Source organism: Vibrio toranzoniae (genome assembly GCF_024347655.1).
Lineage (GTDB): Bacteria > Pseudomonadota > Gammaproteobacteria > Enterobacterales > Vibrionaceae > Vibrio > Vibrio toranzoniae.
This window is the reverse complement of the sequence record NZ_AP025514.1, coordinates 459082-481248: the sequence shown is the minus strand read 5'-3', so window position 1 is coordinate 481248 and position 22167 is coordinate 459082. Positions and strand designations below refer to the sequence as shown.

The 22167-nt window shown below is 44.9% G+C and carries 22 protein-coding genes and 1 other RNA gene; 7 read left to right on the top strand and 16 right to left on the bottom strand.

The features are described from left to right. Window positions 1-47: 47 nt before the first annotated feature. The 8 genes from mraY to rsmI all read right to left on the bottom strand — a co-directional run bounded on the left by mraY (window position 48) and on the right by rsmI (window position 8738). Window positions 48-1130, bottom strand: coding sequence for a phospho-N-acetylmuramoyl-pentapeptide-transferase (mraY, locus tag OCU50_RS02170; RefSeq protein ID WP_017056044.1), 1083 nt, complete (start codon window positions 1128-1130; stop codon window positions 48-50). Further along, window positions 1127-2500: a UDP-N-acetylmuramoyl-tripeptide--D-alanyl-D-alanine ligase gene (locus tag OCU50_RS02165; protein WP_060467163.1), complete on the bottom strand. Its 1374-nt coding sequence runs from the start codon at window positions 2498-2500 to the stop codon at window positions 1127-1129. The genes mraY and OCU50_RS02165 overlap by 4 nt, the downstream gene beginning before the upstream one ends. After that, window positions 2500-3984 carry a UDP-N-acetylmuramoyl-L-alanyl-D-glutamate--2,6-diaminopimelate ligase gene (gene murE, locus OCU50_RS02160; RefSeq protein ID WP_060467162.1) on the bottom strand — a complete coding sequence of 495 codons (1485 nt, stop codon included), beginning with the start codon at window positions 3982-3984 and terminating at the stop codon, window positions 2500-2502. Before murE ends, OCU50_RS02165 begins: the two co-directional genes overlap by 1 nt. Window positions 3985-4002: 18 nt before the next feature. Next, window positions 4003-5760: a penicillin-binding transpeptidase domain-containing protein gene (locus OCU50_RS02155; protein WP_060467161.1), complete on the bottom strand. Its 1758-nt coding sequence runs from the start codon at window positions 5758-5760 to the stop codon at window positions 4003-4005. Further along, on the bottom strand, window positions 5757-6074 hold the full coding sequence (ftsL, locus tag OCU50_RS02150; RefSeq protein WP_060467160.1) for a cell division protein FtsL: 318 nt from the start codon (window positions 6072-6074) through the stop codon (window positions 5757-5759). Before ftsL ends, OCU50_RS02155 begins: the two co-directional genes overlap by 4 nt. A 3-nt stretch (window positions 6075-6077) precedes the next feature. Beyond that, window positions 6078-7028 (bottom strand): 16S rRNA (cytosine(1402)-N(4))-methyltransferase RsmH, encoded by a 951-nt coding sequence (gene rsmH, locus OCU50_RS02145; RefSeq protein ID WP_060467159.1) that lies wholly within the window; start codon window positions 7026-7028, stop codon window positions 6078-6080. A gap of 227 nt (window positions 7029-7255) precedes the next feature. Further along, an RNA gene (gene rnpB / locus OCU50_RS02140) (RNase P RNA component class A) lies at window positions 7256-7695 on the bottom strand. A 176-nt stretch (window positions 7696-7871) separates the two neighbouring features. Then, complete coding sequence (gene rsmI, locus OCU50_RS02135; protein WP_060467158.1) at window positions 7872-8738, bottom strand: 16S rRNA (cytidine(1402)-2'-O)-methyltransferase; 867 nt, start codon at window positions 8736-8738, stop codon at window positions 7872-7874. Between the two features lie 61 nt (window positions 8739-8799). Between rsmI and OCU50_RS02130 the strand changes: the two genes are divergently transcribed. From OCU50_RS02130 to OCU50_RS02115, 4 genes are read left to right on the top strand one after another with little or no spacing between them, the layout of a single operon-like run. Next, on the top strand, window positions 8800-10617 hold the full coding sequence (locus OCU50_RS02130) for a penicillin-binding protein activator (RefSeq protein WP_060467157.1): 1818 nt from the start codon (window positions 8800-8802) through the stop codon (window positions 10615-10617). Next, a complete protein-coding gene (locus tag OCU50_RS02125) occupies window positions 10604-11002 on the top strand; it encodes a YraN family protein (protein ID WP_017056036.1) in 399 nt (132 codons plus the stop codon). The genes OCU50_RS02130 and OCU50_RS02125 overlap by 14 nt, the downstream gene beginning before the upstream one ends. A gap of 2 nt (window positions 11003-11004) precedes the next feature. Then, the gene (locus OCU50_RS02120) at window positions 11005-11595 is read left to right on the top strand and encodes a phosphoheptose isomerase (protein ID WP_010434705.1); all 591 of its coding nucleotides are present in this window, start codon (window positions 11005-11007) and stop codon (window positions 11593-11595) included. A 16-nt stretch (window positions 11596-11611) separates the two neighbouring features. Beyond that, window positions 11612-12217: a BON domain-containing protein gene (locus OCU50_RS02115; RefSeq protein WP_060467156.1), complete on the top strand. Its 606-nt coding sequence runs from the start codon at window positions 11612-11614 to the stop codon at window positions 12215-12217. Between the two features lie 150 nt (window positions 12218-12367). Here the strand turns inward: OCU50_RS02115 and sspB are convergent, their stop codons facing one another. The 8 genes from sspB to zapE form a co-directional block, all read right to left on the bottom strand. Next, entirely contained in the window at window positions 12368-12847 is a 480-nt protein-coding gene (gene sspB / locus OCU50_RS02110; RefSeq protein WP_201023937.1) for a ClpXP protease specificity-enhancing factor, read from the bottom strand. A 19-nt stretch (window positions 12848-12866) separates the two neighbouring features. Further along, window positions 12867-13502, bottom strand: a complete 636-nt coding sequence (gene sspA / locus OCU50_RS02105) for a stringent starvation protein SspA (RefSeq protein WP_017056033.1) — start codon at window positions 13500-13502, stop codon at window positions 12867-12869. 97 nt (window positions 13503-13599) lie between these two features. Further along, on the bottom strand, window positions 13600-14337 hold the full coding sequence (locus OCU50_RS02100; protein ID WP_017056032.1) for a cytochrome c1: 738 nt from the start codon (window positions 14335-14337) through the stop codon (window positions 13600-13602). Next, window positions 14334-15599, bottom strand: coding sequence for a cytochrome b (locus OCU50_RS02095; RefSeq protein WP_017056031.1), 1266 nt, complete (start codon window positions 15597-15599; stop codon window positions 14334-14336). Before OCU50_RS02095 ends, OCU50_RS02100 begins: the two co-directional genes overlap by 4 nt. Next, window positions 15599-16189 carry a ubiquinol-cytochrome c reductase iron-sulfur subunit gene (gene petA / locus OCU50_RS02090; protein WP_017056030.1) on the bottom strand — a complete coding sequence of 197 codons (591 nt, stop codon included), beginning with the start codon at window positions 16187-16189 and terminating at the stop codon, window positions 15599-15601. Before petA ends, OCU50_RS02095 begins: the two co-directional genes overlap by 1 nt. 331 nt (window positions 16190-16520) lie before the next feature. Beyond that, on the bottom strand, window positions 16521-16913 hold the full coding sequence (rpsI, locus tag OCU50_RS02085) for a 30S ribosomal protein S9 (RefSeq protein ID WP_004740758.1): 393 nt from the start codon (window positions 16911-16913) through the stop codon (window positions 16521-16523). A gap of 13 nt (window positions 16914-16926) precedes the next feature. Continuing rightward, the gene (gene rplM / locus OCU50_RS02080; RefSeq protein WP_017056029.1) at window positions 16927-17355 is read right to left on the bottom strand and encodes a 50S ribosomal protein L13; all 429 of its coding nucleotides are present in this window, start codon (window positions 17353-17355) and stop codon (window positions 16927-16929) included. Between the two features lie 247 nt (window positions 17356-17602). After that, window positions 17603-18706, bottom strand: coding sequence for a cell division protein ZapE (gene zapE, locus OCU50_RS02075; protein ID WP_046223873.1), 1104 nt, complete (start codon window positions 18704-18706; stop codon window positions 17603-17605). 219 nt (window positions 18707-18925) lie between these two features. Here zapE and zapG point away from each other — a divergent pair, with 219 nt between their 5' ends. From zapG to degS, 3 genes are all read left to right on the top strand, one after another. After that, window positions 18926-19381 (top strand): Z-ring associated protein ZapG, encoded by a 456-nt coding sequence (gene zapG, locus OCU50_RS02070; RefSeq protein WP_060467154.1) that lies wholly within the window; start codon window positions 18926-18928, stop codon window positions 19379-19381. 126 nt (window positions 19382-19507) lie between these two features. Then, a complete protein-coding gene (locus OCU50_RS02065) occupies window positions 19508-20863 on the top strand; it encodes a DegQ family serine endoprotease (RefSeq protein WP_060467153.1) in 1356 nt (451 codons plus the stop codon). A gap of 211 nt (window positions 20864-21074) precedes the next feature. Further along, window positions 21075-22139, top strand: a complete 1065-nt coding sequence (degS, locus tag OCU50_RS02060) for an outer membrane-stress sensor serine endopeptidase DegS (RefSeq protein ID WP_060467152.1) — start codon at window positions 21075-21077, stop codon at window positions 22137-22139. Window positions 22140-22167: the final 28 nt, after the last annotated feature.

Genomic DNA, 22167 nt, shown 5'->3' with positions numbered 1-22167 from the left:
CTTAATAGTTTGAAAGAGCCTCTACGAGTTGAGAGGCTCGCTTAGGATTAACGGACTTTCAATGTCGCTAGACCAATCAGTACTAATACCATTGAGATGATCCAAAAACGTACGATTACGCGCGGCTCCGGCCAACCTTTAAGTTCATAATGGTGGTGAATCGGTGCCATTCGGAAAATACGCTGACCACGCAGTTTGTAAGAACCCACTTGCAGAATAACGGACAAGGTTTCCATCACAAAAACACCACCCATAATAACCAGTACCAACTCTTGGCGAACTAACACAGCAATGACACCCAATGCACCACCCAGCGCTAGGGAGCCAACATCGCCCATAAATACTTGAGCAGGGTATGTGTTGAACCATAAGAAACCAAGCCCAGCACCCACAATTGCCGTACAAACCACAACCAGTTCAGATGTGTATGGAATGTAGGGAATGTGTAGGTACGCCGCAAAGTTAACGTTACCCGTTGCCCAAGCAATCACAGCAAAGCCAGCCGCCACCATAACCGTAGGCATAATAGCTAAGCCATCTAGACCGTCCGTTAGGTTTACCGCATTACTGGTACCAACAATAACAAAGTACGTCAGTACTATGTACAACAATCCTAACTGTGGCATCACTTCTTTAAAGAAAGGAACAACCAGTTGTGTTGCCGCGGTATCTTGCCCATGAGCATACAGAGCAAACGCCACAACCAATGCAATAGCCGACTGCCAAAAATATTTCCAACGAGCAATCAGGCCATCGGTATTCTTGCGAACCACCTTACGATAGTCATCAACAAAACCGACCGCACCGTAACCACCAAGTACAACTAATACGGCCCAAACGTAAGGGTTCGAAAGATCAGTCCACATCAATACTGTAATAATGATCGCAGCTAAGATCATCACACCACCCATGGTCGGTGTACCACGTTTGCTAAAGTGAGATTCAGGTCCATCATTACGAACAACTTGACCAATTTGTAGCATTTGCAGACGCTCAATTAAACGAGGTCCCATCCACAACGACAGACACAAAGCAGTCAAAATACTCGCGATTGCACGAAACGATAAGTATTCGAACAAACGGAAAAAAGAAAAGTGTGGCTGTAGTAGCTCTGCAAGCCAAATTATCATGAAAAGTTCTCCTGTAAAGCAGCGGCTATTTTACTCATTCCTGCACTATTTGCGCCTTTTACCAACAAGGTATGTGACGCGTTTTCTGGCAAGCATAAGTGCTGCTCTATGTGCGCGATCATCGCTTGATGCGTGTCAAAGTGAGTACCATGACAGATCTCACTAATCACTTTGGTATCATTACCGTAAGTGAGTACATGCTCAAAAGCGAATGGGGCAGCATATTCACCGACTTGACGGTGAAGTGCAAGGCTTTCATCACCTAATTCAGCCATATTGCCTAAAATTAGCCAACGTTGACCTTTGAAGCTTGACAGCAATTTAGCTGCCGCCTTCATTGCTGGCACGCTGGCGTTATAACTGTCATCTATCAGCTTGATATTCTGACTTAATTGTTGAACCTCAACTCGTCCTTTAACCGAGATAAGATTCGCTAAACCATTTTTTACTTCATCCAGCGTGGCACCAAATTGAATACTCAACGCTGTAGCCGCTAACGCATTCGCTACGTTATGTTGGCCGATAATGCCGAGTTCAACAGGCATAGCGCCTTGTGGCGTTTGCATGTCAAAACAAGCTTCACCTAGCTCATTAATGCGAAGATTCTTAGCAAAGTAATCCGCCGTGTTATCGTTTTCTGAAAATGTCAGTACCGTTTTATCTGCAAGTACTTCACACCAAAAGTCGCCACCGTTACTCTCTAAATTAACAATAGCAGTATCACCGGTAGCAAGCCCCTGAAAGATTTCACCTTTCGCTTGTTTCACACCGTCAATAGAACCAAAGCCTTCTAAATGCGCCGCGGCGACATTGTTCACCAAAGCTACCTGCGGTTTCACCAGTTGTGTGGTGTAGGCTATCTCCCCGATATGGTTAGCGCCTAACTCGATCACGGTATAATTATCGCTTGGCTCACTGCGTAACAAGGTTAGTGGTACACCAATATCATTATTGAAGTTGCCTGCTGTAAACAGCACCTTGCCACGTTGCTGTAGAATACTTGCGACCATTTCTTTAACGGTCGTCTTACCGCAGCTGCCTGTAATCGCCATGGTTGGGACATTACATTGTTCATGAATCCAGGCACTTAGCTGACCTAAAGCCAGTTTAGTGTCTTCAACAACAATTTGAGTAATATTTAGGTCAAGTTTTCGTTCGACTAACAACGCGCTCGCATTTGCCTCCACTGCTTGATGGCAAAAATCATGTGCATCAAAACGTTCACCAACGATAGCGACAAACAGTGCACCTTCTTCAACGGTGCGAGTATCAGTAGAAACGGCATTAATTACGCTATGGTTTGACTTGCCAGCCTCAATCAGCTCACCGCCGACAGCAGAACAAATCTGCTCGAGTGATACATCAATCATTATGAAATACCTAAAAGTTGAAGCGCAGACTCCCGGTCTGAGTAATGGATCGTTTCGTCTTTCAATACTTGGTAATCCTCATGGCCTTTACCAGCCAAAAGAATAATGTCATTGCGACCCGCTTGCTCTAAAGCAAACTTAACCGCTTGATAGCGATCATGCTCGACGAACGCCGATTCTGGTTCATTTAAACCAGCTAGCATGTCTTTAACAATCAAAGCAGGATCTTCGCTGCGAGGATTGTCATCTGAAATAATAATTTTGTTGGCGAACTGCTCTGCCGTTATCGCCATCATTGGGCGCTTACCTGTGTCGCGATCACCACCACAACCGAAGATTGCCCACAGTTGCCCAGAGCAATGCACGCGCAATGCTGCTAATGCTTTTTCTAGTGCATCTGGTGTATGCGCGTAATCGACAACCACTTTTGCTTTGTTCGGCACTTGGAATAGCTCCATACGACCAATGACAGGTTGAAGCTGAGGTGCAGTGTCGAGCAAGGTTTGCTTGTCGATACCCAACGAAAGCAGAGTCGCAAAAGCAACCAGAACATTTGATGCGTTGAACTGACCAATCAGTGGAACAGAAAGCTTCCCTTGTCCCCAACGACCATCGAAAGACAGCTGAATACCGGTTTCTGCATAAGCGACATCAGATGCCCATATTGATTGTTGATAGCCCGTTAACGGCGACAGTGAAACGGCTATCGCATTGGGCAAATCTGACAGCCACGCTTTGCCTACTTCATCATCCACATTGATCACTGCATGCTTGCATTTGTGTTGAGTAAACAGGCTCTTCTTAGCCAATGCGTACTCTTCCATCGTGCCATGGTAATCAAGGTGATCACGACTCAGGTTAGTGAATACACCAACCTCAAAATCCAACGCTTTTACTCGGCCTTGAACCAAACCATGAGAAGAGATTTCCATCGCGGTATAAACGGCATTTTCTTCAGCCAACTCACTCAGTGTGCGCTGTATTTCAATCGCGCTGCCTGTGGTATTAGCGGCTGTTTTTAGATTATCTAAGAAGCCATTACCTGTGGTGCCCATCACCGCAGAGCGTTGACCGACTAGATCTAGCCATTGAGCAATCAACTGGGTGATGGTGGTTTTGCCATTGGTGCCTGTAACGCCAATCAATTTGGTCGCTAGAGAAGAATAAACTCGACCAGCCAGTTCAGAGAGAATTGAATTTAGCTCTGAAACATAAACCACAGGAACTGCATTTAACCACTCGACCAAGCCATGAGTTTTATCATCACCCGCTTGTGCTATTACGGCTTTTGCACCTTGCGCGACCGCTTTGTCGATAAAGCGACGACCATCAACGGCATGTCCAACGATGGCAACAAAAATATCACCGTCTTTGATTATGCGGCTATTCAACTCCAACTGCTCAACCGTAATCGCATCCAGTTCAGGTGAACTAAAATCCCCCCAAGGAGAAAGTAAAGATGACAGCGTGAGGCTATTACTCATATTGAATCCTGATTGGCTCTATTCTTGAAATTTGTTTTCATCAGCAGGGATATTCAGTATTTGCAGTGCACCCTTCATGATTTCAGAAAAAACGGGAGCGGCTACCGACCCACCGTAGTAAAGATCGCCTTGAGGCTCATTGACCACCACAACCAGTGCAACTCTTGGGTCGCTAACCGGGGCAAAACCTGATGTAACAGCGATATACTCATCACTATAGCCACCAGCTTCGGCTTTACGAGATGTACCCGTCTTGGCGGCCACTCGGTAACCAGGCACTGCGGCTCTTGTTGCCGTACCGCCTTTTTGGGTTACCCCTTCTAGCATTTGCAGTACCAGTTCAGCGTTCTCGCGCTTGATGATCTGCTTAGAGAAACTCCGATCATTACTCTTAATAATATGAATCGGCTCATACAAGCCTTTATTCGCCAGTGTCGCATAAGCATGCGCTAACTGGAGCGGCGTCACAGATAGCCCGTAACCAAATGATAAGGTGGCAATTTCAAACTTAGACCAACGGCGTCGATTCGGGAAGATACCACTGGTTTCCCCTACTAGGTTTAGACCAGACATTTCACCCAATCCGACAGAACTATACATCCCAAGCAAAGCTTCTAGTGGCATATCAAGCGCCAATTTTGCTACACCGATGTTACTCGACTTCTTTAAAATCGTTGCTAAATCAGCTTTGCCAACTTTCGATGTATCACGAACACGGCTACCACCAATACGCATGATGCCATTACCAGTATTGATAACCGTATCAGGGTTAGCTGTGCCATTTTCTAGTGCGGCTAAAAGCACGAAAGGTTTCACTGTCGAACCCGGTTCCATCGCATCGGTTAAGACACGGTTACGCATCTTAAAACTTTGCAGGTCAGCACGGTTATTCGGGTTATACGAAGGAGCATTAACCATTGCCAAAACAGCGCCAGTTTTTACATCCAATAAAATTGCAGAACCCGAAGTCGCTTTATGATCAGCGACCGCTTGCTTAATTTCTCGATAGGCTATTGCTTGTAAACGCTGATCAATGGTGAGCTCTAATTGCTTACCTTGTTCACGCTCCTCTAATGCAATATTCTCTACCACACGGCCATAACGGTCTTTACGTATTGTTCGCTTACCCGCTTCACCAGTGAGCCATTGATCATAGCTGCGCTCTACGCCTTCAAGCCCATGACCATCGATACCCGTCACACCAATCAAGTGCGCACTGATCTCACCCGCAGGGTAATAACGACGAGATTCCGCTTTAAGACCAACGCCGACCAGTTTTAGATCACGGATATACTTAGCCATCGCTGGGCTAACTTGCCTTTGCAGATAAATAAATCGACGGGACTTGTTACTAGAGATTTTATCGATCATCGATTGTCGTTCTAAACCAAGTACATCCGCTAACGCATACCAACGATCGATTTGGGCCATGCCATTTTTATCGAAAATAGTTTTTGGGTCAGCCCATACCGCTTCAACCGGAACACTAACCGCAAGCGGTTCGCCATTGCGGTCTGAGATAATACCGCGAGCAGAAGGAATTGCCTTCACACGTACAGAACGAAGGTCGCCCTGGCGAATCAAGTTATCTGGTTCAATGATTTGGATATAGGCCACACGGGCAACCAATGTCGAAAAGGCAAGGAACACGAAAGCAATAACGACGTTAAAACGCCATTTAATTAGAGTTGGATTAGAACCCTTTTCGCTCTTCACACGCTCTTTCGTTGATTTATTAACAGCTCTCGTGCGTGCTTTTTCCTTTTTAGCGGTCATTTTAGTGTGATCACAACTTCTTTGTCAGAGTCTGGACGTTTCATGTCTAAATCTCTTTTTGCCGATGCTTGAACACGACTATGTTCAGCCAGTGCTGTCTCTTCAAGCATTAAATTACGCCACTCATCATCAAGTTGCTCTCGCTCTACCAATGCCGTGTCTTTTTGCGTGATCGCCTGACGTGACATATGTGTTGTGAGAACGACCCCCATCGCACTCGCAAAGATACAGATAAGAAGCACCAATGGGACCTTGCCCACAGAGATCAAATCAAAAAATATTATCTTGGCTAAATTAGGCTTAGAGGTCTTCATTGACTAAAGTTTTTCTGCAATTCGTAGTACTGAACTACGTGAACGAGTGTTCTCATCCACTTCATCTTTCGATGGTTTAATCGCTTTACCAACAGGCTTAAGGTCGGCACTGCCTAGCGCTTTAATTTGATCTTCTGTCAGTGGTAAACCATGAGGTACTTGAGGGCCTTGACTCTCTTTACGGATAAAGCGTTTCACCATGCGATCTTCCAGTGAGTGGAAGCTGATAACCGACAAACGGCCTTCAGGAGCAAGGATACTTGCCGCACCTTTTAGTGCCGTATCAATTTCTTCAAGCTCACTGTTGATGTAAATACGGAATGCTTGGAAAGCCCGGGTGGCTGGGTGCTTTTTCTCTTTGAAGTTTTTTGGCGCTACATCAGAGATAAGCTTAGCCAATTGGCCAGTACGCGTTAACGGTTCGTTCTCTTCGTTCTCTTGATAAGCAATGATGCCTTTCGCGATACGACGAGCGTGTTTATCTTCACCGAATTCACGGATAACCCATGTGATGTCATCAAGATCCGCTTCAACTAACCATTGCGATACCGGAATACCCGTAGTTGGATCCATACGCATGTCCAATGGGCCGTCTTTCATAAAGCTAAACCCACGTTCAGCATCATCCAACTGCGGTGAAGAGACACCTAAATCCAATAAAACACCATCCACTTGACCGACTAAATCATAACGCTCTGCGTATTCAGCAATACCTGAAAATGGGCCATGAATAATCGTAAAACGAGGGTCATCAATCTTTTGTGCTTCAGCAATCGCTTGTGGATCGCGATCGATACTAAAGAGTCGCCCATTCTCGCCCAGTTTAGACAGGATTGTACGGCTATGACCACCACGTCCAAAGGTACCATCAATGTAGGTACCGTCAGGTTTTATCGCAAGTCCGTCAATAGATTCGTTAAGCAATACTGAAATATGTTTGAATGCTTCTGTCATAGTCTTCTCAGTGAGTGGATTGAGCCATTAGTTCGGCAATAATTGGTTCTATTAACGTTTTAGTGTACTGATTTCACACTGTATCTCCACCATATTGTGTACAGGCTTTGGAATTTTTGCCCCAAATTTATATCAGGATGAAAGATTTTAAGGAAATCTAAATCATTTACGTCAATATAAAGCAAAAAACCCATCACTACCGTTAAGTAATGATGGGTTCTTTATATAGGTGGAGTTGACACATACGCCGGGTTCTGTTCCGCTTGCGCGGCGGTAACCATTCGTCTAGGCCTGCAATCGCTCACAGGCTCAAGCAATCTACCCGCCCCCAAACACGAGCAATGCTATGTGAGGGCCTATTTGATCTTGCTCCGGGTGGAGTTTACCTTGCTACGAACTGTTGCCAGTCGCACGGTGCGCTCTTACCGCACCCTTTCAGCCTTACCTGTGCCTCTTCCGAAGAAATGAGGCCATCGGCGGTCTTCTCTCTGCTGCACTTGTCGTGGGCTCGCGCCCCCCAGACGTTATCTGGCACCCTGCTCTATGGAGCCCGGACGTTCCTCCCCTTTACCAGTCTCCCGAAGGACTTCAACATCAGTTTCCCGAAGGACCTCAATGTCAGTCTCCCGAAGGACATCAATAAAGCAGCGATTACCCGTTCAACTCCGAGGGCGGATTGTATAGAGATTAATGTGCAGTGTCTAGCGAGATCACAAATATGCTGCAAACCGTTAAGCAAGTGCACAAATTCCACACAATTTAGGCACAAAAAAAGGAGCGACGGTATTCCCCTCACTCCTCAGAAGCTTTTCAATACAAGTTAGCGACTCTGTAAAGCGCGCTCTAGTTGTCTAGATGCTCTAAGCCCCATTTGTATAAAGCGTTCTTTTTCAGGTTATAGATCTCGGCCGTCATAGCCGCTGCTTTTTTAAGGGGCAGTTCTTTGGTTAGAATTCCCAACGTGCGAGTCGCTTCATCAGGCAGTTCTGTGGTTGCTGCTTCACGGTGACCATGAATCAGTAGCACCATTTCACCGCGCTTACGGTTCGAATCTTCTTCAATCCACTCAATCAGCTCACCGAGTGGCAGACCTTGAATCGTTTCAAAGGTCTTAGTCAACTCACGCGCCAACACAACCTCACGTTCAGGCCCTAGAATCTCTAGCATGTCTTGCAGAGAGTCGGAAATACGATGCGGTGATTCATAGAAGATACACGTGCGCTCTGCCTTGGCAATTTCTAAGAATTTGTCTTTACGGCCTTTGCTCTTTGGTGGCAAGAAGCCTTCAAAACTGAAACGATCAGACGGCAAACCTGAAGCACTGAGCGCCGTAATCACAGCACAAGCACCAGGAAGTGGCACAACTCTCACACCCGCTTGACGACATTGCGATACAAGATGGTAACCTGGGTCACTGATTAAAGGGGTTCCCGCATCAGAGACTAATGCGATAGACTGACCTTCTAATAACTTTTCAACTAGAACTTGCGCTTTGGTTTGTTCATTATGATCATGTAGAGCAAACGTTCTGGTCGGTATATTGAAGTGAGCGAGAAGCTTACCCGTGTGACGTGTGTCTTCGGCTGCAATAACATCGACACTTGATAAAATTTCAATTGCTCTTTGAGTGATATCTCCCAAATTTCCGATGGGGGTTGGCACAATATAGAGAGTTGGGCTCTCTGTGAGCAAGGTTTTGTTATCTGTCATTTGTTTACCATCACTTCAACGATTAATATAGATACAAATTGATACGGAATTTAAAGAACTCATGGCAACGATGAACCATAAGAGACTCAGTGTACCACGCTTACTCACTCCAATTGCATTAGCAATTACATTGGCGGCTTGTTCTTCAGGTCCTCAAGCACCAACGCGTGTTGATATCACACTCGATCCCGCGCAATCAACTGAAAGTTATATGATCCAGGCGGATAGTAGCAAAGGTAGTCTACAAAACGACTGGTTAATCATGGCGCTTAAAGCTTCTGTGCAAGCAGGAAAAACCGATCAAGCAACTCTGCTTATCAAACGCTTAGCGAGACAAGAGCTGAGTGAAGTCCAGCAAGCCGAATGGCAACTAGCTCGAGCGCAGCTGTTGGTTAATAACTCGCAACCAGGTCAAGCCTATAAACAACTGAACTTTCAGCCTTGGTGGAAGCTTCCCGACGAGCAATGGAAAGATTATCACGAGCTACGCGCGAATCTTTTAGAGATGAAAAGCGAATATTTCGAAGCGGCTCGTGAGCTAGTCCTTTACTCTGAATACGCTGACAGCGACGACGAAAGCCAACAGCAAACCGCTAACCGTATTTGGCAAAACCTGAATAGCTACTCTCAATACGAGATTCTTGAACTCAAAACGTCGCCAACAGAAGACGTTCTTGCTGGTTGGTTACAACTGTCTATTTATACTAAAACACTGAATGCTAACCTTCCTGAACTACAGAAAACACTGTCTGATTGGTTGGCAGAGAACCCGCGTCATCCTGCCGCGACCTACACACCCCAAGCAATCAATGACATTGCCGCTTTAGAGATCAGTAAACCAACCAGTACCGCGCTATTGCTACCATTAACGGGTAAGTATGGTAAGCAAGCACAACTCGTCCGTGATGGCTTCATTTTCGCTATGATGAATGACAAAGAGCGTGAAAAAGACGCAACGCTAACGGTGTTGGACACCAACACCCAAAGCATCGCTGAAATAAAAGCAACGTTGGAAGAAAACAACGTAGATTTTATTGTTGGCCCGCTCATTAAGAACAACATTGTCAAGCTTCAAGAAACACAACAAGATCATGAAAATGCAATTCCAGCACTTGCGCTAAACATCCCAACTCAACTAGAACCGCATAGCAATATTTGCTATCTCGCCTTGTCGCCAGAGCAAGAAGTCGCTCAAGCCGCGAAACACCTTTTTTCTCAAGGCTATAAGTACCCGCTAATCCTAGCTCCGAAAGGGCGCCTAGGTGACAGAGTTGAGCAAGCGTTTAAGAAAGAGTGGAAAAAATACAGTAACAACGATGTCGCCATGAGCTTTTTCTCTGACAAACGCCAATTACAACGCAATGTGAATCAGGTATTCGGATTACAAGAAAGCCAGCAGCGTATCGCTCAAATGGATGGACTACTGAACCTAGACCTAGAAACCGAGCCTCGCAGTCGTCGCGATATAGATTCCGTCTACATTGTGGCTAAAAACTCAGAACTCACGCTAATCAAACCTTTCATCGAGGTTGCAATTAATCCTGATGCAGACCAACCCGCATTGTTCTCAAACTCACGTAGTAATAGCGGTGATAGGCAGTATGAAGATCTAACAGGTGTTTTTTACAGCGACATTCCTCTGTTAGTTGACAACAAAAACGAACTGAACAAAGAGCTAAATGACCTATGGCCAGCCAACTCAAACGGCCAAAAGCGTCTACAAGCGCTAGGGATGGATGCTTACTACCTGATGGGTGCACTGCCATTGATGAAAGCCGTTCAGGGGCACAGTATTCCTGGTGAAACCGGTGTATTGACCATCGATAACAACTGCGTTGTACAACGTGAAATCAGTTGGGCAGAACATGGGGCTTTTTAGCCGAAAATGTTTAACTAAACCAACAATCACCCACAAACAAGTGGGTGATAAATACGAGGCTATGGCAAAATCTTATCTGATAAACCACGGTTTATCGTTAGTTCAAGAAAACTTCATAGCAAAATGTGGTGAGATTGATCTTATAATGCGCCATAACAACACGGTTGTGTTTGCTGAGGTAAAATACCGCAAGCAGACCCGCTACGGACATGCCGCTGAAATGGTAACAGCCAAAAAGTCACAGAAGCTGCTCAAAACAGCTAATATCTGGCTGATGAAGCAAGGCCTGTCGGTGCACTCTACAGATTTCAGGTTTGATATCGTTGCCATTGAAGGGCCGAATGACAATATCAACTGGATTCAAAACGCGATTACCCAAGGATAAACATGCTAGACAGCATTAAAGAAAGTTTTACAGAAAGTATTCAAATCCAAATTGCGGCAGCAGAAGCTCTGCCAGACGCAATCACGCATGCCGCTCAAGCCATGGTTGCGACCTTGCTGAACGGGAACAAAATTCTTTGTTGTGGTAATGGTGGTTCGGCGTCGAATGCTCAGCAATTTGTATCGTGCCTGCTCAATCGCTTTGAAACCGAGCGCCCTAGCCTTCCAGCTATGGCACTAATGGCAGACAACACTACGTTAACGGCAGTGGCCAACGACTACCACTATGAAGAGATCTTCTCTAAGCAGGTACGCGCGTTTGGTCAAACCGGTGATATTTTACTGGCAATCTCGACCAGCGGTAACAGCAAGAACATCATTAAGGCAATGGAAGCGGCGGTTACTCGAGACATGACAATCATCGCCTTTACGGGTAAAGATGGTGGCGAGATGGCTGGCCTGCTTGGTGAACACGATGTCGAGATTCGTATCCCTTCACACCGTACCGCGCGCATTCATGAAGTACACATGGTGACACTACACTGCCTATGTGACCTAATCGATCAAGTACTCTTCCCAGCTCACGAAGAGTGATATACGGAGCATCACAATGAAATCATTAACCTCTATGAAGCTATTTAAGCTGATTAGTGTTTCGCTACTTACACTATCCCTATCTGGTTGTGCTGGCCTTTTCATTGCTGGTGCAGCAACCACTGCGAACTTAGTCACTGATACTCGAACAACCAAAGAGATTTGGAACGACAACAATATCGAATTTGAAGTAGCAGCTATTACCAATAAACAACCCTACCGTGGCAATGTTCGCATCACCGCGAGCTCTTACCGAGGTTCAGTGGTATTGATGGGACAAGCGACCACAGACGCTGAGCGTCGTGCTTTTGAAAACCAAGCCAAAGATGTGGCTGGTGTAGAGAGCATCCACAATCAGGTTCGCGTTAAGCAGCCATTGTCTATCAGTGCCATCAGTAACGACAGTTGGATTACCACTAAGGTGAAATCAGCGTTGTTAGCTAAATCAGAGCTAAACGGTATAAAAGTGAAGGTAATTACTGAAGATTCAGAAGTATTTCTGCTTGGATTGGTTTCTCGAGAGCATGCAGATATCGCGACAGAAGTCGCACGCAATATCTCAGGGGTAAAACAGGTAATACGCGCCTTTGAATATGGTGACGAAGAAGCTTCTGTTAATTAACTAGCTCATATGATCAATATTGGAAGACATTAGTGTTAGAACGTCGCTAAGCTAAAACAGTCAAATTTATTGGCGACCGAATCAGAAAACAAAAAAAGAAAAGCAGCGACGAGTCGCTGCTTTTTTATTTGGTCGCTATTTTAACTAACGCTATTTGATAACACGAAGGCTTGGACGGCCTTTCGCTGGGCGAGGTGGCTCAGAATCTGAGTCAGGCTCTTCAGCATCGACGTCTGCCGTTGCTACGCTCAAAGATGGTCCTTTTTCTGCCTCTTCAAAAGGAGCTTCTTCAATCCCTTCTTCAAACGTTTCCATGTAGGCCTCTTCAGGTTCAAACATGGTACCAGCACCATTCTCACGAGCATAAATTGCTTGTACTGCGTAAAGTGGCACAATCACAGAGTGTGGACGACCGCTAAAGCGAGCGCTAAATGTCACAGCTTCGTTACCCAGTTCGAGTTGTCCAATCGCACGAGGCGCAATGTTCAGAATGATCTGACCATCTTGAACAAACTCTTCTGGAACTCGTACACCCGGCAAGGTTGCTTCAACAACAAGGTGTGGAGTCAGTTCGTTATCAACCAGCCAGTCGTAAAATGCACGAAGCATATATGGTCGGCGTGGTGTCATATTTGAAATATCCATAACGCTAGCGAACCAGTCGCATCTCACGCTCAGCTTCAGTTAAAGAAGCTAGGAATGAGTCACGTTCAAAGACGCGGTTCATGTACACTTTAAGCTCTTTAGAACCAGGGCCAATCAGTTCGATACCAAGCTCGGGTAAACGCCATAGTAGCGGAGCTAGGTAACAATCAATTAAGCTAAACTCTTCGCTCATGAAATACTCATATTCAGCAAAGATAGGAGCAAGAGTCAGTAGGTCGTTGCGCAGTTTAACGCGAGCTGCTTCAGATTCTTCAGCATTGCCTTTAACTACCTTCTCTGCAACTGAATACCAGTTACGCTCAATTCGGTACATCATTAGACGGCTATTACCACGAGCAACCGGGTATACAGGCATCAATGGCGGATGAGGAAAACGCTCATCAAGATATTCCATAATGATCTTTGAGTCATATAGAGCAAGCTCACGATCAATAAGAGTAGGTACTGATTTGTACGGGTTCAATTCAACAAGCTCTGCTGGGAGATTTTTCTCATCAACCAACTCAACTTCAACACTTACGCCTTTTTCAGCAAGAACAATGCGCACCTGATGGCTATACATATCAGAGGCACTTGAGAAAAGAGTCATCACAGAACGTTTATTGGCAGCTACAGCCATGGAGCCCTCCAGTACACTTTAAATAAAAACAATGGAGGCCTAAAGCCTCCATTGAACATTAACATAATTTGGAAATTAGCGAGGCATTATAGCACAATTAGTGCACATCACGCCAATACTCTTTCTTCAGCAGAATCACGATGATAGTGAAGATGACTAAGAAGGCCATTACCCACCAACCCATAGCGTGACGCTCAAGTTGAACTGGGTCACCCGAGTAAACCAAGAAGTTCACAAGGTCACGAACCGCTTCGTCGTATTCACCAGTACTGAGTTCGCCAGAGCCGTCAGTTTCAGTACCAACAACTACTGTTACCTCTTCGCCATCGACCATATGAGTATCGTAGATTGGCGTTGGAATACCTTGCAGCTCTTCAAGAACATGCGGCATACCAACACTTGGGAAAACAATGTTGTTCACACCAAATGGACGAGACGGATCTTCATAGAAAGTACGAAGGTACGTGTATAGCCAGTCAGCACCACGCACACGAGCCACTAAGGTTAGGTCAGGTGGCGGAGCACCAAACCAACTTGCCGCTTGTTCTGATGGCATAGCGTTAATCATTAAGCTACCGACTTTCGCTTCCGGATCGAAAATCAAGTTTTCCTTCATTAGATCGACAGGGATCTCTAAATCATTCGCAACACGCTCATAGCGTTGGTACTGCGTTGAGTGACAAGCGAAACAGTAATTCATAAACAGCTTAGCGCCGTTTTGCAATGAAGCTTTGTCAGTTAAATCATTGTTCGCTTTGTCTAATGGTACGTTTGCACCCGCTGCCATCGCCAGTGACGGCAACATAGCAAATAAAATTACAATCCACTTTTTCATTTGAATGTCACCCTTTCTGGTAATGGTTTCGTCACTTCATTTTTACTGTAGAACCACAGTAGAACGAAGAACATGAAGTAACCTAAGCTAAATATTTGAGCCAGCAGCGTATACGTTGGCGTTGCTGGAAGCGCACCAAGTATACCAAGGGCAATAAAGCTTATTGTGAATTGGATGATATTAATTAAATGCAGTTTGCTACGGTAACGGTAAGAACGCACTTTACAACGGTCAAACCATGGCAGTAGGAATAGCACCACAATAGATGCGCCCATTGCTAAGACACCTATCAGCTTATCAGGAACAGCACGAAGTACAGCATAGAACGGTGTGAAGTACCAAACTGGAGCAATATGCTCTGGTGTTTTCAGTGGGTTTGCAGCTTCAAAGTTAGGCGGCTCAAGGAAGTATCCACCCATCTCTGGGTTAAAGAACAATACATAACAGAACAAGAATAGGAAACCAGCAACACCAACCATATCTTTTACCGTCCCGTATGGGTGGAAAGGAATAGAATCGATGATGTCATATTTCTTCGTATAATCCTTGTGGAATGGGAACTGAGTTTTATAGTCGTCGCCCATTGTACCTTTAGGAAGCTTAGTTTCGATACCGTCAGGGTTATTCGAACCCACTTCGTGCAGCGCTAATACGTGAAGTACGATAAGCAGCAATAGTACGATTGGTAGAGCGATAACGTGCAGTGCGAAGAAACGGTTCAGCGTTGCACCAGAGATGATGTAGTCACCACGGATCCACAGCGTTAGGTCATCACCAATAACAGGGATTGCACCAAATAGAGATATGATTACCTGAGCACCCCAGTAAGACATTTGACCCCATGGTAGTAAGTAACCCATGAAAGCTTCAGCCATAAGTACTAAGAAGATCAACATACCGAAGATCCAAAGTAACTCACGAGGTTTTTGGTAAGAACCGTAGATTAGACCACGGAACATATGCAGGTAGATAACGACGAAGAATGCCGAAGCGCCCGTCGAGTGCATATAACGCAGTAACCAACCGTATTCCACATCACGCATGATGTATTCAACAGATGCAAATGCGCCATCGCCAGATGGTACGTAGTTCATTGTTAGCCAAATACCGGTAAGGATTTGGTTAACCAGTACCAACATTGCTAAAGAACCAAAAAGGTACCAAAAGTTAAAGTTCTTAGGCATTGGGTATTCAGATAAGTGCTTTTTATAAGCATTCATCGCGGGTAGACGTTTCTCTACCCAATCAAGAAGTCCTTGCATTATGCGTCTCCCTCGTCCACACCGATCATGATCTTAGTGTCACTCAAATACATATGCTTTGGCACCACAAGGTTCAACGGTGCCGGTACACCTTGGAATACTCGACCTGCCATATCAAACTTTGAACCATGACAAGGACAAAAGAAACCAGACTTAACACCCTGAACTTGCTCTGCGAAAGAATCAGGCAAATAAGTAGGAGAACAACCTAAGTGTGTACAGAAACCAACAGCAACGAAGAATTCCGGCTTAATCGAACGGAACTCGTTCTGTGCGTATTCTGGTTGTTGTTCAGTTTCAGATTGAGGGTCACGAAGTTGACCACCGATCGATTTTAGGTTCTCAAGTACCGATTCAGCTCGGCGTACAACCCATACAGGCTTACCTTGCCACTCGACACGAACCATTTGTCCCGGTTCTAACTTACTGACTTCCACTTCCACCGGTGCACCGGCAGCTTTCGCCTTGGCACTCGGGTTCCATGATTTTATAAAAGGCACGGCTACAGCAGCTGCTCCTAAACCACCAACAACGGCTGTTGTTGCGGTTAAGAAACGCCTGCGACCGTTATTTAAAGGCGCGTTGCTCATCCAAACATTCTCCCATTTGCTCTTTATGGATTGAAATCATTCCGATTAAAGAGCATGGCTAACAAAATATGTATTTAGTTCTATTTATTGACGGCAAATGATAAATAAAACCCTACTTTTTGACAAGATAAAGCTACCTTTTTGTAACAATCATGAGGCAAAGCGCACATTGGGTTACAAAAGCTTTCAAAATATAAGAATTTGGAAATAAAACGAGGGATGGAAAGCATTTAGAGGGGGGGATAAAAACAAAAAGCCCGGCATATAGCCGAGCTTTGAACCACAATTCCAGTAATAAAACTGAGAGCGTGTACTTTTTCGTAAAGAAAAATTAACGCTTAGAGAATTGAGGTTTACGACGTGCTTTACGTAGACCAACTTTCTTACGTTCAACGCAACGAGCGTCACGCGTAACATAGCCAGCTGCACGTAGAGCAGGACGTAGAGTTTCATCGTACTCCATAAGAGCGCGAGTGATACCGTGGCGGATTGCGCCAGCTTGACCAGAAATACCACCACCAGAAACGGTGATGTAAAGGTCAAGTTTCTCAGTTAGTTCAACTAGCTCAAGAGGTTGTTTAACAACCATACGAGAAGTTGGACGACCGAAGTAAACATCAAGGCTACGCTTGTTGATTACGATCTCACCAGAGCCTGGTTTGATGAAAACACGAGCTGCTGAGCTTTTGCGACGACCAGTGCCGTAGTATTGATTCTCTGCCATTGTCTTAATCCCCTTAGATGTCTAGTACTTGTGGCTGTTGAGCAACATGGTTGTGCTCAGCACCAGCGTATACTTTTAGCTTACGGTACATTGCGCGGCCTAGAGGACCACGTGGTAACATACCTTTAACAGCTAGTTCGATAACCATCTCTGGCTTCTTGTCGATCAGCTTTTCGAAAGTGATAGACTTAAGACCACCTGGGAACTCAGAGTGACGGTAGTAAACCTTACCCTTAGCTTTGTTACCAGTTACAGCAACTTTCTCAGCGTTAACAACGATGATGTAATCACCTGTGTCTACGTGAGGAGTGTATTCTGCTTTATGCTTACCACGAAGGCGAGAAGCGATTTCACTTGCTAGACGGCCAAGAGTTTTGCCTTCAGCGTCTACAACATACCAGTCGCGTTTTACAGTTTCTGGTTTAGCAACGAAAGTTTTCATGCTAATAATTACCTATTTAAAAAATTTACACTTAAGGAATACTCGCGTATTCCCACTGTCTAAGAGTTACCATTCATCACCCCTTCGAGTGTTGGAAAACTCTTGGCATAACGTGATTTTACTCATCGCTAGAGGCCCGCAGTAACGGTAGGTCGCAGGATTATAGAGAAGAGCGAAGAAAAAATCACCTCTTTTTGAACAAAATCACGATTTTTTTAATTCTATTTCTTATTCGAGATAATCACAGCTAACTTAAGTGTTCTTTTGCCAAATATTCATGGCTCTGCATTTCGATTAAACGAGACTGACAACGTTTAAATTCAAACTCTAGCTGGCCATGGGTATACAATTTTTCTAGCTCAACTTCCGCTGAAATAATCAATTTCACGTTGCGCTCATAGAACTCATCCACTAACGCAATAAAGCGTCTTGCTGCATCATCTGAAGTTGCGCCCATTTGCACAACATCCGCCAACAGAACGGTGTGATAAACCCGAGATAGCTCTATATAGTCATTTTGGCTACGCGCCGACTGACAAAGCTGAGCGAAAGTGCCGTGTAAAACGCCATCACTCACTTTAATGACATCCAGCTGACGGTGATTAACCTCAATCTGTGTGAACTTTTCTTTATCGTCACCAACTAACTGGGCGTAATATTTTTCGAGATTGATATTCGCTTGGCTATCCAGCGGGTAATGATAAATCTCAGCCTGCTCTAAAGTACGTAGACGATAATCAATGCCACTATCGACATTAAGGATATGACAGTTGTCTTGAATGAGCTTAATGGCCGGTAAGAAACGCGCTCGCTGTAACCCGTTGCGATACAGATCCGCAGGTGGAATATTAGAGGTCGCCACCAAGATAACGTTTCGAGCGAATAACTCTTGGAACAAGGTGCCTAGGATCATCGCATCGGTGATGTCTGAAACGAAGAATTCGTCGAAACAGACAATATCCGCTTCTTGCTTAAACTTATCCGCAACTAAAGGCAATGGATCACTGACATTCCCGAGCGCTTTTAACTCGTCATGTACGCGATACATAAAACGGTGGAAGTGGACTCGCATTTTTTTAGTGGTTGGTAGTGCGTCGTAAAACGTATCCATTAGATAAGTTTTCCCACGCCCGACACCGCCCCAAAAATAGAGACCTTTAGGTGGCTGTGGTAATTCTGTTTTTTTGCCCAGTAATTTCTGAAATCGAGTCAGTTGAGGAATGGGCGTATTCATGTAATCTTGGAATTGATGAAAAAGTTCATCTAAAGATTTAACAGCTTGCTCTTGTGCTGGATCTCTTTGAAATCCATGTTCTTTTATATCTTGTTCGTATTTTTTAACGGGATTCATGACGATATTTCCACAATGAAAGCGACATCAGACAGCGAAGAAAAATGCACCTAAACAGTATGAGAGACCATGACATGCGGCGAATAAATCAGCATCAAACTGCTAGGTAGCGCACACGCATTTCTCTTTATACTGCGGCTTTCTCATAGTACCATGGAGCAGTATCACGTGTAACCAAGCAGTAATAAACATGTTAAAAAACAATAATAAGGAGCTGTTATGTCTTGGATGTATGCCGTTGCCGGTTTACTAGTAGGAGTTATTTTAGGAGTCGCTATTTCTCGTTTTATGACACCTGAATACAAAAAACAAAAGAACGTACAGAAAGAATTAGATAGCGCAAAGTTTGCCCTTGAACAGCAACGACAAGAGCTTGCAGATCACTTTGCGAAATCAGCAGAAATGTTAGATACCTTAGGTAAGGACTACACGAAACTGTATCAACACATGGAGAAAACAAGCTCAGAGCTAATCCCAAACATGCCCGAGCAAGACAACCCGTTTGTAAAAACAGCTGCTGCCCATTCAGATAAGCCGCAAGAGAAATCGACATCTAAAAAGGAAACGCTTGAAGAGCAACCTAAAGATTACGCCAATGGTGCAACGGGTTTATTTAAAGAACAAAAGAAAGAAATCATTGATACTCCAGATGTTGTCACAGCAAAAGCATCGTAAACATTTAACAATTCAGTGAACTTTACAAAGGTTTTTGAGTCATAACTTTCACTCAGGTCACTTGAAACTTCTCATACTTATACCAAATATGAGAGATGTAAGACCTTAACTAGAGAGGAGTTTATGATGAAAAAACCTTTGCTTGCTTTATCAGTACTGACCTTAAGCTTAAGTTCAATCATCACCCCAATTCAAGCGACAGCTGCACTTCCCCTAAATGTCGGTAATGAACAGTTACCGAGTTTGGCCCCTATGCTTGAACAAGTTACCCCCGCTGTAGTGAGTATTGCCGTCAAAGGCAAACAGGTACAACGTCAGCGAATTCCTGAACAATTTCAATTCTTTTTTGGTCCAGAACAAACACGAGAGCGGCCGTTCCGTGGGTTAGGTTCTGGTGTCATCATTGATGCTAAGAAAGGCCATATCGTGACCAATTACCATGTAATTAATGGTGCCGACGATATCAAAGTAAAACTTCATGATGGCCGAGAGTACGATGCCGAGCTCATCGGTGGCGACCAGATGTCTGATATCGCACTGCTTAAACTCGAAAAAGCCAAGAACCTTACCCAGATAACAGTCGCAGACTCAGACAAGTTAAGAGTCGGTGATTTTAGTGTCGCAATTGGTAACCCATTTGGACTTGGGCAAACGGTGACATCCGGTATTGTTTCTGCACTAGGTCGTAGCGGCCTAAATCTAGAAAACTTTGAAAACTTCATCCAGACGGATGCCGCGATAAACAGTGGTAATTCTGGTGGTGCACTGGTGAATCTTAACGGTGAACTGATTGGTATTAACACCGCCATCCTTGGTCCGAATGGAGGTAATGTCGGTATCGGTTTTGCTATCCCATCCAATATGATGAAAAACCTGACAGAACAGATTCTCAATTTCGGTGAAGTAAAACGCGGCATGCTTGGTGTTCAAGGCGGAGAAATCACCTCTGAGTTAGCAGAGGCGCTGGGATATGAATCCAGTAAAGGTGCCTTTGTCAGCCAAATTGTCCCCGATAGCGCCGCAGACAAAGCAGGTCTCGAAGCGGGCGACATTATTGTTTCTATCAATGGCAAGCGTATTGATACCTTTAGTGAGCTAAGAGCTAAAGTGGCAACCTTAGGTGCAGGCAAACAGATTGAGCTTGGTGTGGTTCGTGACGGAAAGCGTAAGAGCTTTGACGTAACTCTTGGTGAATCGACCAATAGTAAAACACAAGCAGAAAAACTTCATGAAGGACTTGCCGGTGCCGAGCTTACTAACACAACCGAAAGTGACTCAGTAACGGGCGTTAAAATATCGAGTGTAGCTCAGGGCTCACCAGCAGAAGCGTACCAACTGATCAAAGGCGACATCATCATTGGCGTAAACCGTCAACCAATTAAGAATCTTGCTGAATTTAGAGCACTCCTAGAGAAACAACCAGGCATATTGGCGCTTAATATCCAGCGAGGCGATAGGACTATTTACCTCGTTATTCGATAACTATAAGTCAGCGTAATAACAGGGAGGCTCAGTAAGTTTGCTTTAAACTTACTCAGTCTCCCTTTTCTTTAGATGAATCAAAATGCTATGCTTCATTAGGACGTGTTGACCTTGCGAGCTAATTTTGACAGCGAAAGACCGACACGCCCTAGTAATCAAGTCAATCATCCATCTACGGATGCTTCATACCTTACTTGTTGAAGAGGGAAACATGCTGTCCTTTCTATTTCGTTCTATTTCCCTTGGACTCGTTTCAGCGGTGCTTATTCTTCTCGTATTTCCAAGCTTAAGGCCAGCAATTGTTTCAGATGTGACAAGCCCTAAAGTCGATAATATTACCTCGCTTCAGATTTCGTTTAACCAAGCTGTACGCCGTGCAGCACCTGCGGTAGTAAATATTTATAGCCGTAAGTACGCAGAAAGCGATCGCAGCAAGCTGCTCACTCAAGGTTTAGGTTCTGGGGTTATTGTCAGCGAAAAAGGTTACATCATTACCAACTTCCACGTTGTTGCTCAGGCTGACCAAATTGTAGTCGCACTTCAAGATGGACGCGTAGCCGCCGCGCAACTTGTCGGCTCAGACAAGCGTACCGATATCGCGATACTTAGAGTCAGCGGTGATAACCTACCGGTGATTCCACTTAACCCCAATTACAAAGCCAATGTCGGGGATGTGGTACTGGCTATCGGCAATCCGTACAACCTAGGTCAAACGACAACCTTTGGTATCATCTCGGCAACAGGCCGATCGTCAATCAGTGCTGACGGTCACCAAGCCTTTATTCAAACCGATGCGGCAATTAACGAAGGTAACTCAGGCGGGGCATTGGTGAACTCACAAGGTGAACTAGTCGGCATTAATACAGCTTCGTTCCAACAAGCCACCGATATGGAAACCTACGGAATCTCTTTTGCGATCCCCTATCCACTTGCTAATAAAATCATGGAGAAGATCATCGCTGATGGTCGTGTCATTCGTGGTTATATCGGCATCGATGGGCAAGACATCAATTCAGTCACATCACGTTTGCTTGGAACTAAGAACATTGGCGGGATTGTTGTATTAGGCATAGATCCGAACGGCCCAGCAGCCGATGCGGGGTTTGAAGCACAAGATATTATTGTCAGTATCAACAATACTCAAGTTAATGGCCGTCAGAGTGTTATGGACATCGTGACTGATCTGCGACCGGGCACGGTCATCGATGTCGGCGTATTACGACAAGGTGAAAGCAAGACACTTAAGGTCACCATCGCCGAAGACACGCGCCTGTAAATCAAGTATCACACTTAGCCGCTCTCTA